Origin of the sequence: Microbulbifer elongatus, assembly GCF_021165935.1 — a bacterium.
Taxonomy (GTDB): domain Bacteria; phylum Pseudomonadota; class Gammaproteobacteria; order Pseudomonadales; family Cellvibrionaceae; genus Microbulbifer; species Microbulbifer elongatus.
In genome coordinates, this window is sequence record NZ_CP088953.1 from 1,748,708 (window position 1) to 1,762,460 (window position 13,753).

General features: G+C 59.0%; 7 protein-coding genes. 6 read left to right on the plus strand and 1 reads right to left on the minus strand.

Annotation, left to right across the window (positions count from 1 at the left end):
* Window positions 1–70: 70 nt before the first annotated feature.
* A complete protein-coding gene (locus tag LRR79_RS07145) occupies window positions 71–5,209 on the minus strand; it encodes a S8 family serine peptidase (protein ID WP_269455108.1) in 5,139 nt (1,712 codons plus the stop codon).
* Between the two features lie 289 nt (window positions 5,210–5,498).
* Here LRR79_RS07145 and LRR79_RS07155 point away from each other — a divergent pair, with 289 nt between their 5' ends.
* From LRR79_RS07155 to aceF, 6 genes are all read left to right on the plus strand, one after another.
* Window positions 5,499–6,374: a MipA/OmpV family protein gene (locus LRR79_RS07155; protein WP_231759678.1), complete on the plus strand. Its 876-nt coding sequence runs from the start codon at window positions 5,499–5,501 to the stop codon at window positions 6,372–6,374.
* Between the two features lie 7 nt (window positions 6,375–6,381).
* Window positions 6,382–6,789: a DUF3019 domain-containing protein gene (locus LRR79_RS07160; protein ID WP_231759679.1), complete on the plus strand. Its 408-nt coding sequence runs from the start codon at window positions 6,382–6,384 to the stop codon at window positions 6,787–6,789.
* Window positions 6,789–7,478 (plus strand): response regulator transcription factor, encoded by a 690-nt coding sequence (locus tag LRR79_RS07165; protein ID WP_231759680.1) that lies wholly within the window; start codon window positions 6,789–6,791, stop codon window positions 7,476–7,478. The genes LRR79_RS07160 and LRR79_RS07165 overlap by 1 nt, the downstream gene beginning before the upstream one ends.
* Window positions 7,475–8,740: a sensor histidine kinase gene (locus LRR79_RS07170; RefSeq protein ID WP_231759681.1), complete on the plus strand. Its 1,266-nt coding sequence runs from the start codon at window positions 7,475–7,477 to the stop codon at window positions 8,738–8,740. The genes LRR79_RS07165 and LRR79_RS07170 overlap by 4 nt, the downstream gene beginning before the upstream one ends.
* A 640-nt stretch (window positions 8,741–9,380) precedes the next feature.
* Window positions 9,381–12,050 carry a pyruvate dehydrogenase (acetyl-transferring), homodimeric type gene (gene aceE, locus LRR79_RS07175; protein ID WP_231759682.1) on the plus strand — a complete coding sequence of 890 codons (2,670 nt, stop codon included), beginning with the start codon at window positions 9,381–9,383 and terminating at the stop codon, window positions 12,048–12,050.
* 27 nt (window positions 12,051–12,077) lie between these two features.
* On the plus strand, window positions 12,078–13,718 hold the full coding sequence (gene aceF / locus LRR79_RS07180) for a dihydrolipoyllysine-residue acetyltransferase (RefSeq protein WP_231759683.1): 1,641 nt from the start codon (window positions 12,078–12,080) through the stop codon (window positions 13,716–13,718).
* The last annotated feature ends 35 nt before the right edge of the window (window positions 13,719–13,753 follow it).

The window sequence follows — 13,753 nt, forward strand, 5'->3', positions numbered from 1 at the left end:
CGGTTGGGCGGGGCTTGAAGCAACGAACATTACATTCGTATTACACACAAGGTCTTGTCAGGCGAACCCGTCAGAGTTTCGCGGACACGCGGCGCGAACGGCGCACAACGCCCAATGCAATCAACAGTCCAATCAGAATGGTGCCGGTAGAGCCACCTTTTCTCTTTTTCTTCTCTGGTTCTGGCTGAGGCTCCGGGTAGACACAACTGCCGTCATCCACCGTAGCGTTTTCATCGTAGTTGTTGGCCGCCATATCGATACAACCCGGCTCCTCACCGTCGGAGGCGACAGTCAGCATAAAGCTAGTGCTGGCCGTATCGGAGGGCACCTGCTCGTCGGCAACGGTTACGGTGATTTCCGTCTCACCGTACCAGTTGGCTTCCGGAGTGATGGTGACCATGGAACCGGATCCGTGACCGGAAACCTCTGCCGCAATATGCTCGCCACTCACCGAGATGAGATTGGGTGCTGCGTCTTTATCCAGGTAAACCACTTCCAGGTCCAGGCTGGTATTTTCCGCAACTGACTGGTCGACAATCTCCGCGAGGGTCAGGTTGCCCGGTACCACGATGATCTGGGCCACGGCTTCCTGGGCCATGCCATCGATATCGCTGACAAAGGCCAGTTCCAGGTCCTGCCCGGCTGCGGTTTCCGCCACGCGCACCTGGAACTTCAGGTCAAACTGGGTGGATTCGGGGCCCACATAGTCATAGCAGACCACCAGATCCTGCTTCAGTTTTTTGTCCAGATCATTGAAGGCAAAGCTTTTGCCTTTTTCCTGATCGGCCCAGAAGGGGTAACCATAGATGTCGTGTGGTCCGTAGTTCCCGTGCAGGCCGATGGAGCCCTGTCCCGGTTCGCCGGCGAAGTCCAGCTTGCCGTAGGCCATAGTGAATTCGAATTCACCTTCGCCGAAGCGATAGCCCTTGTGTGCGATCAGATTAAAGCTGTAGCGATCAGCCTTGTCCTCCTGGACCACCAATTCCCAGGTCAGCGGATCCTGCCCGACCACCTGGGTGCGCGCGTTGTTCCACTCGATAATAATATCGTCGACATTGTTTTTCGGGTCGTAGGCGTAGCCCATGACCATGCCGTCACCCTGTGACGGATCCAGCGGTGTGCCCAGTAAGTCGGCGTTGATCTCGAACCAGGTTACGCTCTTGTCGATACCTTTCCAGAATACGCCGAGGAAAGGCGAATAGGGATCGGCGAAGTAGGGGAATTCCTGGTGTACGAAATGCTGGTTAGGGAACCAGTCAAACTGATCCAGAGTGACGTACCCCTGCGGTGACACATACAGGTTCCTGTACGAGCGGTAGTCCTCATTGTGGAACAGGTTGGTACCTGCATCTTCGCCCCAGAAACCACTCAGTGGAATGGTAAACTCGGGGTTGGTCCACTCGGTGGCGGTACCGCCGAAGTCTGGGGTCAGGCCGAACCGCTCGTACAGGCCGACAAAACCGCCATCACTGCTCAGGCCGTTGGAACTGTAAATTGGCGTGCGACACGCCTGGTCGGTTCCACTGTTGGTAACCTTGTAGTCCCTTGCCCAGTGCTCGGAGTTTTCCTGCACACCGGTGACACCGATGAGGTCACCGTCCACGGTAAGACCGTCGCGCATGGCCGGGTTGGTGATGCTCGCGGAGCCTTCCACAAGCGTCAGGCCTTCTGGCAATTGACCGAGTATTTCGATCTCGCGATCGATACCGGAATTGTTCTGCACCATATGCACAGTGACGTCGACAATGTCGCCGCCTTTGGCGCGGGTCTGGCTGGTGGTGAGGCTGATGTCGTCGACACCACGTGTTAGCTTAAGCGGTACAAAGCCGACACTGCCCGGCGTGCTGCCAGCACCGATATCGAACCCGGCGTAAGCAACGTCGCCTTCTTCGAAGTCAGTGAAATTCCACTTCACATCTACACCGACCTTGCTGCCATCGGTGCTGGTCGGTCCTTCCACCTTCAGGCCGGTGGCGGTTGCCGGTACCAGCGCGGTGGCCACCTTATAGGTGTCCTCCAACTTGACCCCTTCGATATCGCTATAGTCGGGTGCATTAATACGGTGATTATCAACCACGACCCAGTACATACCCGGGTCCGGGTTGGTGATACTGCAGTAGTTCAACTCGATTTCTGTGGAGGAGGCGCACAGCATTTCGCTGTCGAAATCGGCCTTGCCGTCGGCATTGGCATCGCGACCAATGTAGACGGTCATCCATCCGTGTAGCGGACCGTACCACTCGTGCCAACCGGGACTTTTCACATTCTCCAGAACTTCCACCACAAAGCGTGCGGTGTTGTCAGGGATTTCGTGCAGGGTTACGCGGGCGTGGCCGGGCTCGTAGTCGTTGTCATCGCGCACCGGGATATGGTTGTTATCCTGGTTGAGCGTGATTTCCTCGACACTGGCCTTGACCGGGCCGAAGCCGCGATACAGCAGGTTGCTCATTGCAGGCAGCGGCAGGTCCTTCACATGGTAGGCCCCGTTGTTGCGGTGCACATTCACATTCACGGTACTGGGCAGGCCGCCGCGGTCGAAGTTGATGGACACCGGCCAGTGGGCCGCGGGGATGTCAGTGTCCTCCGGGGTAAATCGCACCCGGCCCCACAGCTCGACCTGATCCAGTTCCTCCAGACCACCGATCACAGTATTGCGCTCCCACTGCACGTCATCCAGATCGGCGCGGAAGATGATGGTCTGGGTTTCCCCCGCCTTGAGTGTAAAGCTGGACGGGGTGGCTTCGATCCTGGCGCCGCTGATCGGCGTTTCGCCTTCACCGGTATTGAACACGTCGTAAGTCCAGTCGTCACTGCTTACTTTCCAGGTGCCATCACGAGTTGCGCGCACGGTGCGGATCCAGGAGCAGTTGGTGCGGCAATGGTTGTTCACCAGTTGCGGCAGGTTCAGCTGCTTCACATCGCCGCCATTGTTGGGGTTGGCGTACTCGAAGTTGGCCGCGGTCTCATCCATCACCAGGCCGGCATTTACTGCCGCTGCCACGTCGATACGTCCTGCACCAGCGCGGTAGGTGTGGGCTGGGCGCGTATCGTCAGACCAGAGGCTGATTTTCTCACGCACTGTCTCTGCGGCAGTCATCTGCAGAGCAGATTGTACTTCCGCGGGTGTCCAGTCCGGGTGTACCTGTCTTATCAGGGCCATGGCGCCGGCTACGTGGGGGCTGGCCATGGAGGTGCCGCTGATCATGGTCCAGTCCATTGACTGGGCGGAATCCGGGTGGAAGGGGTGATCATCCGCGTAGGCCGCGAGAATATCCACACCGGGGGCACTGATATGCGGTGCCAGGCTACCGGTAAAGTGTTGCGCGGGGCCGCGGGACGAGAAGTCAGCCAGCAGGTCGCCCTGTTCCGGGTTGAGGCTGCGATCAATGCTGGCGGGAGTGATCGACAGCTTGTGGTCGGTGCCGCCGTCGCCAACCCATGTGAGCAGGGCTTCCCCCCGGTACTGGTCAATATGCAGTCCCGGCAGCGGGAAGATATCGTCCACCAGTTTTGAATCGGCTTCGTTGCCGGCGTTATATAGAATAAAGCCACCGGCGCCGCCGGCCTTGACGTTAAAGGCTTTCGCCACCCGGGCGTTTTCACCGCGCTTGCAGATGACGATTTCATGGCTGGCAAAAGTGCCCGCCGGGAATTCATTCAGACACAGTTCGTCGCCGTAGTCCGCGGCGATAATCGGGGTGCCGTCGACAATGCCGGAAGCGGAAATACCGGCGATATTGTCCCACTCATCATCGTGATTCACGTAAAAATTGGGCGGCTCGGTGGCGCCACCACTTAGGGTAATGCCATTGCCGGTCACGTCCATCTGGCGATCGGTGGTGGTTGCGCCAACCACCGTGTACCAGGGCGCGGTATGGGACAGGGTATAGAAACCTGCGCCGGCATTACCCGCCGAGGCGGCTACGGATATCCCCGCTTCCTGCGCGGACAGGAAGGCCAGGGCTACCGCGTTGTCCCACGGGAACTCGTCGCCACCGCCGATGGAGTAGTTGATGACATCCACCCCATCCGCGATGGCCTGATCGACGGCTTTCAGAACCGCTTCCGTCGGACAGCCGCCATTGGGAATACAGACCTGGTAGGAAATGATGTTTGCGTGGGGCGCGACACCGGAGACCTGCTCGAATTCGAAACCGGACGGAATGCCGTCCCCTTCGCCCTGTGAACCGCCCAACAGCGGAACATTGTGCACCACGTTACCGGCGGCGGTACTGGCGGTGTGGCTGCCGTGGCCGTTGTAGTCCTCACCACTTGCCGGGCGTACACCGGCATAGCCATCGGTGATGACCGGCCAGCTCCACACGCCGATCAGCTTGTCGTTACAGACCGAGGCGCCGGTGGCGCAGTCGCCGGTGTAGTTGCCTTCGCCCCAGGGATTGGTGTGGTCGTAGCCATCGTCACCGAGGTCCGCAAAAGAGACGTGATCGGTATTGATGCCGGTATCCAGGATACCCACAATCATGCCTTCGCCCTTTTGTTCCAGACCGGAATTGGCATCGGTATTTCCGTTCCAGATTCGGTCCGCGCCGATAAACTCGGGGCCGCGATCGGTATGCAGTTCCAGCATATCGGAGCGCTGGATAAAGGCCACATTGGGGGACTCCGCCAGCTTCTTCGCCTGGGCCTGCGTCATCTTCATGGTGAAGCCGTTGATGGCGTCGGTGAACTGCAGGCGCGGGTTGTGTCTGATACCGAGTCCCCGGGCCTCCTGGACCACCGCCTGCTGCTTCTGTTGCAGGAAACTCGAATAGCCCTGTGCACGGTTGTGCTGGATGGACGCCAGCCCGTTGGGGCCGCGCGGGGCTGCCAGGGTGCCCTGGTTCACCTCGGTGCGCAGTGCGCTCAGGGAGGTGGCCGCATAGCCTTTAACGCGACCGTCATAGGTGGCAACCGGCAGGTCATTCAGGCGCACGATGTAAACATCTTCGCCACGGCGCGCCGGTTCATGGGCAAACTTGTCCGCCGCGGATGCCGGGCGGATCTGCTGGTTGACGGCCCCCGGGCGGCGCTGGGCCAGGTTCGGTGCGGAATTATTTTTCTGTTGCTGCACGCTGACCGGCGCGTGCCCGGCCAATTGCGCGGCCTTGATCTGATGGAGACCCGGTCCCGGATGACTGCTGACGGATGCCGCCACGCTGCTGGTACACAGCGCGGAGGCGATCACCGTCGCTAGGGTTTTTATTTTCAAGTTTCTTCTCCCTCGAAAGGAATGATTATTGGTTTGGCTGCGGTGAAATACCGCAATAGCCGTTTTCGTATACCAAAGGGGGAGCGGCGAAACTGTGCAAAATTGTGGACAGACAGGCGCTATCCCGCGACATAGCGCGGTTTGCGAATTGTGCAAATTTGTACAAATCACCCGAAAGGGTCTTTTACCGTTGAGGGGGCTCCGATAGATTGGCCGAAGAACCGGATGATGGATTTACAGAAGGGCAAAGTGGTTGTCGGCAGCGGTAATTTCAAACAGAACCCGCACTGTGTGCGAAAAGGGGACTTTCTTTCGCGGGCTGGTCACTGCACTACTGCTGTTGGGCATTGCGGTGGCTATGCCGGGGGGAACCGCCGCTGAGGCGGCGGAGCCGGTTGCCGATGACTCCGACTATATGCGAGCCGGCAGACTGCAGCTGGCACTGGCGGTGGGGCGTGGCGTTCTGCAGAGTCCGCTGAACGACGCGAATGATCTGGAAGTGGTCGCCATGCCACGGGTGCGCTATTACGGCGAGCGTTTTTACCTGGAAGATACAGCGCTGGGGTATAGCCTGTACGAGACCCGGAATTTTGCCTTCGATATTGCCGGGCGGCTGAATGCCGACGGCCTGTTTTTTCCTCACAGTGGCAGCGAGCTCGGCAAAGGCTTTGCTCTGGCGGGGCGGCTGATGGGCGTGGACGAACCAGCGATGAAACTGGATCCCCCCAAGCGGCGCCTCTCGTATCTCGGTGGCATCGCCGCACACTGGCAGGGGCCCGTGACGATCGGTCTCGGGGCTTACCGGGATGTCACCGATGTGCACGGCGGCGATGAGATTCCTTTGGCCCTGAGCAAGCAGATTTCATTGGGGCGCCTGTTGCTGGGCGCCGAGGTCGGGGCCACCTATCAGAGTCGCAAGGTGCTGGATTATTACTACGGTGCAAAAATGCCCGGGCCGGGGGGATCCATTCTCCCCCTCTACCAGCCCGGCGCAGCGCTCAATACCCACGTCACGCTGGAAGCAAAATATCCGCTTTCCGGCCAAATGGACTTTATTGTGGCGGGGCGCATCGACTGGATGGACGATGCAATTCAACAAAGTCCTTATGTCACAGACGCCAGCCCCAGAGCTTTTTTTGCCGGCGTGCAGTATAGCTGGAAGTAAACCGCGTATGGCAGGCCGCAGTGTGTTGACAGGCATGGTACTGGCACTTGGCGCAAAAGCTTCAGCCGCTGTGCCGTCAGGGAGTAGTGCCCATGCCGTCGAGTATTTCGATGTGACACCGCGCAACTGTATCGTCAAGCAGGGTGACACCTGCCGGGCAAAATTTGTTTTTTCCTGGGGACTGTCGGCTCCTGCGGAGGTGTGTATTTGGGGCGCCGGTAAAAGCGATCCGCTGTACTGCTCAGAGGCAGTGGCTTCCGGTCGAGTATCCCTGGATATGGCGCTGGAAAAAAACACCCGCTTTGAACTGTCCGTCAAGCAAACCCCGGCTTCCGTGGCGACGGCCTCGATCAAAGTGCTGGGCATTGGCCGTCATGTCCGGCTCAAACGACGGCATCTGTGGAGTTTCCTGTGATGGCGGGAAGGCGCATCCTGCTGATTGAAGATGACCAGCGGCTGGCGCGGTCCGTGGTTCAGTTTCTTGAGGGGCAGCAGTTTGTAGTGCGCCATCTGGCGGACGGAATCGGCGTTAGCCAGTTGCTCCGCACCGAAGTCATTGATCTCGTGTTGTGCGACATTATGCTGCCCGGGCGGGATGGCTTCGAGATTATTCAGGAGGTGCGGACGGTGTTTGACGGTCCCTGTCTTTTCCTGACCGCGTCCAGTGAGGTGCCAGTACAGCTGAAGGCCTTTGAAGTAGGTGCAGACGATTTTATTGTCAAACCCGTGCACCCGGATATTCTGCTCGCCAGAATCGAGGCGTGCCTGCGCCGCAACTTTCCGACCAACCAGAAAAAATCTGTATTACAGATCGGCAACCTGCTGATTGACCGCAGTGGGCGCAAAGCGTGGGTCAATGATGAGGAAATTCGTCTGTCGCCGGGCGAGTTTGACCTGCTCTGGCTGCTGGGTGCGAATCCCCAGCAACCCCTGAGTCGAGAGTTTCTTTTTATCAACTCACTTGGGCGCCGCTACGACGGCCTGGATCGAACCATTGACGGGCGTATCAGCCGGCTGCGTAAAAAAATGGAGCGGTACTCCAGCCTGGCCCTGACGGTGAGAACCGTGTGGGGCAAGGGCTACATGCTGGCGGAAGTTCGATGAGCCGGTATTACTTGCGCTATCTGATCGTTGTACTGCTGTGTCTGTCTGCATCGGTATGGTTGGCCGATCAGGTGTATCTGAATCAGCAGCAGAAAGCGGTGGCCGCGGAGCCCCTCGAAGTTTCCCTGCGGCAACTTCTCGACCGGCTGTGTGATCTAGGCGCCTGCACACCGAGTGCACCGGGCCAGCCCGGGGACATCCGGGTATTACCGGTAACCCAGCTGGCATTGCCCGAGGCGGAACTCGACTATCTCAATCGGGGTGGACTGGTGCGGGCAGAGGATGAATACGGCTCCCAGCTGTTGTATATGCGGGCCGGTGATTACATTGCCCAGCTTGGCCCATTTGAGGATGCGCTGTCGGGCGTGCACCAATGGTATACCCGCTTCTTTTATTTACTGCTCGGTCTCTCCATTGTGGTGTGCCTGTGGCCACTGATTCGCGACCTGCAAAAGCTCAAGGACGCCGCCGCGCGTTTTGCCCGCGACCGGAACCCGGTGCACTTTCATTTTTCGCACAGCAGTTTTTTCACTCCGGTATCGGATGCCATGGTGTGGATGAGCCAGCGCCTGGCCCGCTCAGTAGCGTTGCAACAGGAACTTTCCGCAACCCTGTCCCACGAGTTGCGCACGCCGATTACCCGGTTGAAATTTGTCGTGGCCTCTTTGCCCGATACCTGTGGTGAGCAGATGAAGCGGGAGCTCCAGCAGGATCTGGAAGAACTGGAGACACTGGTTGATGAGTACCTGACGTTTGCCCGCCAGGAGCACGAACGGCCGCTACTCGACTTTGTCCCCGTCAATCTGCTGGATCTGATTTCTCCGCGCTTTCAGCAGGTGGCCCATATCAGCGGTCGTGAAGCGCAGCTTGAGGTGTCCGGTCAGGTGGTCGCGCGCGCCGATCGCCGCTCCCTGGTGCGGGTGTTCAATAACCTCATCGATAACGGGGTTAAATATTCCGCCAGTGTGGTGCGATTGCAGCTGTACCGGGACGGCGAGGAGGCGGTGTTCGTCATCGAAGATGACGGGCCGGGGCTTGCGGGAATCGGCTTCGAGGATATTTTTCTGCCCTACGCGCGGGAAGCGGGTGTCCAGGAAATGTCTGGTTATGGGCTCGGGCTGGCGATCGTACGCAAGGTGGTCGACTGGCATGGCGGCGGAATATCTGCCGGTGCTTCCCCTTCCTTTGGGGGCGCGAGATTTGAGCTGCGCCTACCTGCGACGCCGGAGTGCGACCACGAGCGCGGGTCGGCACCGGCCTGAGGGGCAGGATGTCCCGCGCCTCTGCGGGTTATTCGTTGGTACACACGTCCGGTATTTGCCTCCTGTGCCGCGCCGGGTCCGCGGATTTCGTGACCAGAACTCTATTTCTGGACTCAATTTTTTAACAGAAACTACCCGTAAAGCCACAATATATTTCGGTAATTGCGCCATTCGGCAAATAATTGTTTTACATATTGGTTTTATTTGTTACTAATCGTCCTGTCTGGAAAAACGCTTGTAGTAATACTACAATCGCCCCCGCTTACGCACTTGCAGCCGGTTAATTGAGGGCATTTGAATACGCCGTAAGGCGTCTGCTCTCCAGTTGACGGGCCGAGAATTCAACGCCGAATTCAAAGTCGAGCCGGTATTAACGAGCCCTGCAACAGGCTCTTTATGGCCGGCGGTATTCAGGTCGCACAGTCCTCTCTGTTTCAAGTTGTTTCATGCTGCACCCTCTGCCGTGCTGCTGAAATATTGATCAGGGTTCGTTGCTTTTCCGCCACTTCAGGCGGTGATCTGGCGAACCCGACGGCAGAACCCGGGGGAAACTCCGGTGATTGCGGTACTGTTGCGCAGCAAAAAATTCTGACCATAAAAAACACCGACTCGACGTCGTATATTCGCCGAGGAGCATTTGATGCACGAAGAAACCGACATTCAGGAAACGCAGGAATGGCTGGACGCGCTGCAGGCGGTCATCCGCCACAGCGGCAAGGAACGCGCTGCGTTCCTGATCAAGCAGCTGTCTGACCGCGCCACCAATACCGGCGTACAGCTGCCGGCTGCCATCACCACCCCGTACCGCAACACCATTCCGCCGGAAGCGGAAAAGCGTATGCCGGGTGACCTGTTTATGGAGCGTCGTATCCGCTCCCTGATCCGCTGGAACGCGCTGGCCATGGTGGTTCGCGCCAACTCCAACAGCGACAGCCTCGGCGGCCACATCGCCAGCTTCTCGTCTGCCGCGACCCTGTACGATGTTGCCTTCAACTACTTCTTCCGCGGTAACGAGGGTGAAGAGCGCGGCGACCTGATTTTCTTCCAGGGCCATAGCGCGCCGGGCATCTACGCCCGTTCCTACCTGGAAGGCCGCTTCGATGAAGAGCAGCTGGACAACTTCCGCCGCGAAGTAAACGGCAACGGTCTGTCCTCCTACCCACACCCCTGGCTGATGCCGGACTACTGGCAATTCCCCACCGTATCCATGGGCCTGGGCCCCATCCAGGCGATCTACCAGGCGCACATCATGCGCTACCTGTCTGCCCGCGGCCTGTCTCCGCGCGGCGATCGCAAGGTGTGGGCATTCCTCGGTGACGGTGAGTGTGACGAGCCGGAATCCCTCGGCGCTATCGCCCTGGCGGGCCGCGAGAAGCTGGAAAACCTGGTGTTCGTGGTCAACTGTAACCTGCAGCGTCTGGACGGCCCGGTACGCGGCAATGGCAAGATCGTGCAGGAGCTGGAAGGCGTATTCCGCGGTGCCGGCTGGAACGTGATCAAGGTCCTGTGGGGCCGTCTGTGGGATCCGCTGTTCGAGAAAGACGAAAAAGGTCTGCTGCAGAAAGTCATGGACGAGACCGTCGATGGCGAGATGCAGAACTTCAAGGCCAACGGCGGCGCTTACACCCGCGAACACTTCTTCGGTAAATACCCGGAGCTGGCGGAGATGGTCAAAGATTTCTCCGACGAAGAGATCATGAAGCTGAATCGCGGTGGCCACGACCCCTACAAGGTCTATGCAGCCTACGCCGAAGCCATGGCCAGCAAGGGCAAGCCCACCGTGATCCTGGCGCAGACCGTTAAAGGCTACGGCCTGGGTGCCGCCGGTGAAGCGGCGATGGACACCCACAATGTGAAGAAAATGGACACCGAGGCGCTGAAGCGCTTCCGCGACCGCTTCGCGATCCCGATTACCGACAAGGAAATCGAGGAAGTTCCCTATTACCGTCCTGCGCCAGACAGCCCCGAGATGAAGTACATGGCCGAGCGCCGCAAGGCACTGGGTGGTCCGGTACCCTCTCGCAGCACGGAAGTCGAGAAGCTGGAAATCCCGGATCTGGACGCGTTCAGCGCGTTGACCAAAGGCTCCGGTGACCGCGAAATCTCCACCACCATGGCGTTCGTGCGCGCACTGTCCGTGCTGGTGAAAGACAAGAAAATGGGCAAGAACGTCGCGCCCATCGTGCCGGACGAAGCCCGTACCTTCGGTATGGAAGGTCTGTTCCGTCAGCTGGGTATCTACTCTTCCCAGGGCCAGAAATACACCCCGGTCGACCACGGCCAGATCATGTATTACAAGGAAGACAAGAAAGGCCAGGTGCTGGAAGAGGGTATCAACGAAGCCGGCGCCATGTCCGCTTGGATGGCCCTGGCGACTGCCTACAGCAACCACGGCGTGCCGATGGTGCCTTTCTACATCTACTACTCCATGTTCGGTTTCCAGCGCATTGGCGACCTGGCATGGGCTGCCGGCGACATGCAGGCGCGTGGCTTCCTCGTGGGCGCCACCGCTGGCCGTACCACCCTGAACGGCGAAGGTCTACAGCACCAGGACGGCCACAGCCATGTGCTGTCTGCCACCATCCCGAACTGTAAGAGCTACGACCCGGCCTATGGTTACGATCTGGCAGTGATCATGCGTCACGGCCTGAAGGAGATGTACGAAGAGCAGAAGAACCTGTTCTACTACATCACCATCGAGAACGAAAACTACCTGCAGCCGGAAATGCCGCAGGGCGTTGAAGAAGGCATCATCCGCGGTATTTACAAGCTGGACAACAACTCCCGCAAGCCCGGCAAGGGCAAAGCAGCGAAGAAACACGTTCAGCTGGTGGGCGCCGGCTCCATCCTGCGCGAAGTACTTGCCGCAGCGGACATCCTGGCGGACCAGTTCGGTGTGACCTCCGACGTGTGGAACCTGACCTCCGCCACCGAAGCTTCCCGCGAAGCCCAGGACGTGGCGCGCTGGAACATGCTGCACCCGACCGAAGAGGCGCGTAAATCCTGGATTGGCGAGCAGTTCGAAGGCAACGAGACGCCGGTGGTGATCTCCACCGACTACATCCGCGCTTACGTCGAGCCGCTGCGCGAATTTATCGACGGCGATGTGATTGCTCTGGGCACCGACGGCTTCGGTCGTTCCGACAGCCGCGAGCAGCTGCGCCGCTTCTTCGAAGTGAACCGCAACTACGTGGTGATTGCCGCGCTGAAAGGCCTGGCGGATCAGGGTGTGATTGATGCGAAAGAGGTGGCTGACGCCATCAAGAAGCTGAACATCGACCCGGAAAAAGTAAACCCGCGTCTGGTCTAAGGCCCGCTGAATAAGGAAGGTAAAGACATGGCTAAGCAAGTCATTAAAGTGCCTGATCTCGGCGGCGCCGATCAGGTAGATGTAATTGAAATCGCCGTTGCCGTGGGTGACACGGTGGCGGAAGAGGACGCGCTGATTGTAGTGGAGGGCGACAAAGCCTCCATGGACGTCCCCGCACCGGTTGCCGGTAAGATCCTGAGCATCTCCGTAAAGGAAGGTGACAAGGTGTCTGAGGGCGACGTTATCGGTGAAATGGAAACCGAAGCCGGTGGTGAGGCTGCTGAAGAAGCAGCGCCTGCTCCGGCAGCGGAACCTGCGCCGGCCCCCGCCGCTGAAGAAGCGCCAGCACCGGCCGCTGCAGCAGGCGTTGAGAAGGAAGAGGACATCGTGGTTCCGGATCTCGGCGGTGCCGAGTCCGTAGACGTGATTGAAATCTCCGTCTCCGCTGGCGATGAAATCGAAGAGGGCGATGCCCTGATCGTGGTGGAAGGTGACAAGGCGTCCATGGACGTCCCGTCTGCCGCTTCCGGCACCATCGTTTCCATCTCCGTGAAGGAAGGCGACAAGGTGTCCACCGGTGATGTGATCGGTGTGATCAAGACTGTCTCTGGTGGCGGTGCGGCCCCCGCACCGGCCGCTGCAGCGCCTGCTCCCGCTCCGGCGGCGGCTCCTGCTCCTGCAGCTTCTGCTACGCAAGAGCCGCCTGCGGCTCCGCAGAAAGATCCACACGTAGAGCGCGACCACACCCCGTCCGCGGAAGTTTACGCCGGCCCCGCCGTGCGCAAACTGGGCCGTGAACTGGGCGTGACGCTGAACAAAGTTAAGCCTACCGGTCCCCGCGGCCGAGTGACCAAAGACGACCTGCACGCCTATATCAAGGAGCAGGTGAAAAAGGCCGAAAGCGGCGCAGCCGGTGGCGTTGGTGGCAACATCGGCATCGCGCCCATGCCGGAAATTGACTTCAGTCAATTCGGCCCGGTACGTGTTGAGCCGATGAGTAAGATCCACAAGCTCACCGCAGCGAATATGGTGCGGAACTCGCTGACCGTGCCCCACGTCACCCAGTTCGACGATGTGGACATCACCGACCTGGAAGATTTCCGTAAGGCAATGAAAGCCGAAGCGGAAAAGCGCGGCGTGAAAATTACGCCAGTGCCGTTCCTGCTAAAGGCTGCTGCTGCCGCATTGCGTGAAGTGCCGAGCTTCAACGTATCCTTGCATAACGATGGCGAGCACATCGTCAAGAAGGACTATGTGCATATTGGTATGGCGGTAGATACACCGAAAGGCCTGGTGGTTCCGGTGATTCGGGATGTGGATAAAAAGGGCCTTTACGAGCTGGCAGAAGAAGCAACCGCTATGGCCGTTGCTGCCCGCGACGGCAAGTTGAAGCCCCGCGATATGCAGGGTGCCTGCTTCACCATTTCCAGCCTCGGCGCCATCGGTGGCACCGGATTTACCCCGATCGTCAATGCGCCGGAAGTGGGTATCCTCGGTGTATCCAAGCTGGCGATCCGTCCAGAGTGGAACGGCAGTGAATTCGTACCGCGCAAGATGCTGCCCCTGGCACTGTCTTACGACCACCGCGCTGTAAACGGCGGTGATGCGGGCCGTTTCCTGACCTATCTGGCGGGCGTGCTGGCTGACGTGCGCAAGCTGCTGCTGTAATTTTTGATCGCAAGATCAATGCAGCGTTAGAAAAA

What these genes read in the sequence shown, in the direction of transcription:
- LRR79_RS07170 (WP_231759681.1), top strand. Translation starts at nt 7,475, where the DNA reads ATGAGCCGGTATTACTTGCGCTATCTGATCGTTGTACTGCTGTGTCTG.
- aceF (WP_231759683.1), top strand. Translation starts at nt 12,078, where the DNA reads ATGGCTAAGCAAGTCATTAAAGTGCCTGATCTCGGCGGCGCCGATCAG.
- LRR79_RS07165 (WP_231759680.1), top strand. Translation starts at nt 6,789, where the DNA reads ATGGCGGGAAGGCGCATCCTGCTGATTGAAGATGACCAGCGGCTGGCG.
- LRR79_RS07160 (WP_231759679.1), top strand. Translation starts at nt 6,382, where the DNA reads ATGGCAGGCCGCAGTGTGTTGACAGGCATGGTACTGGCACTTGGCGCA.
- aceE (WP_231759682.1), top strand. Translation starts at nt 9,381, where the DNA reads ATGCACGAAGAAACCGACATTCAGGAAACGCAGGAATGGCTGGACGCG.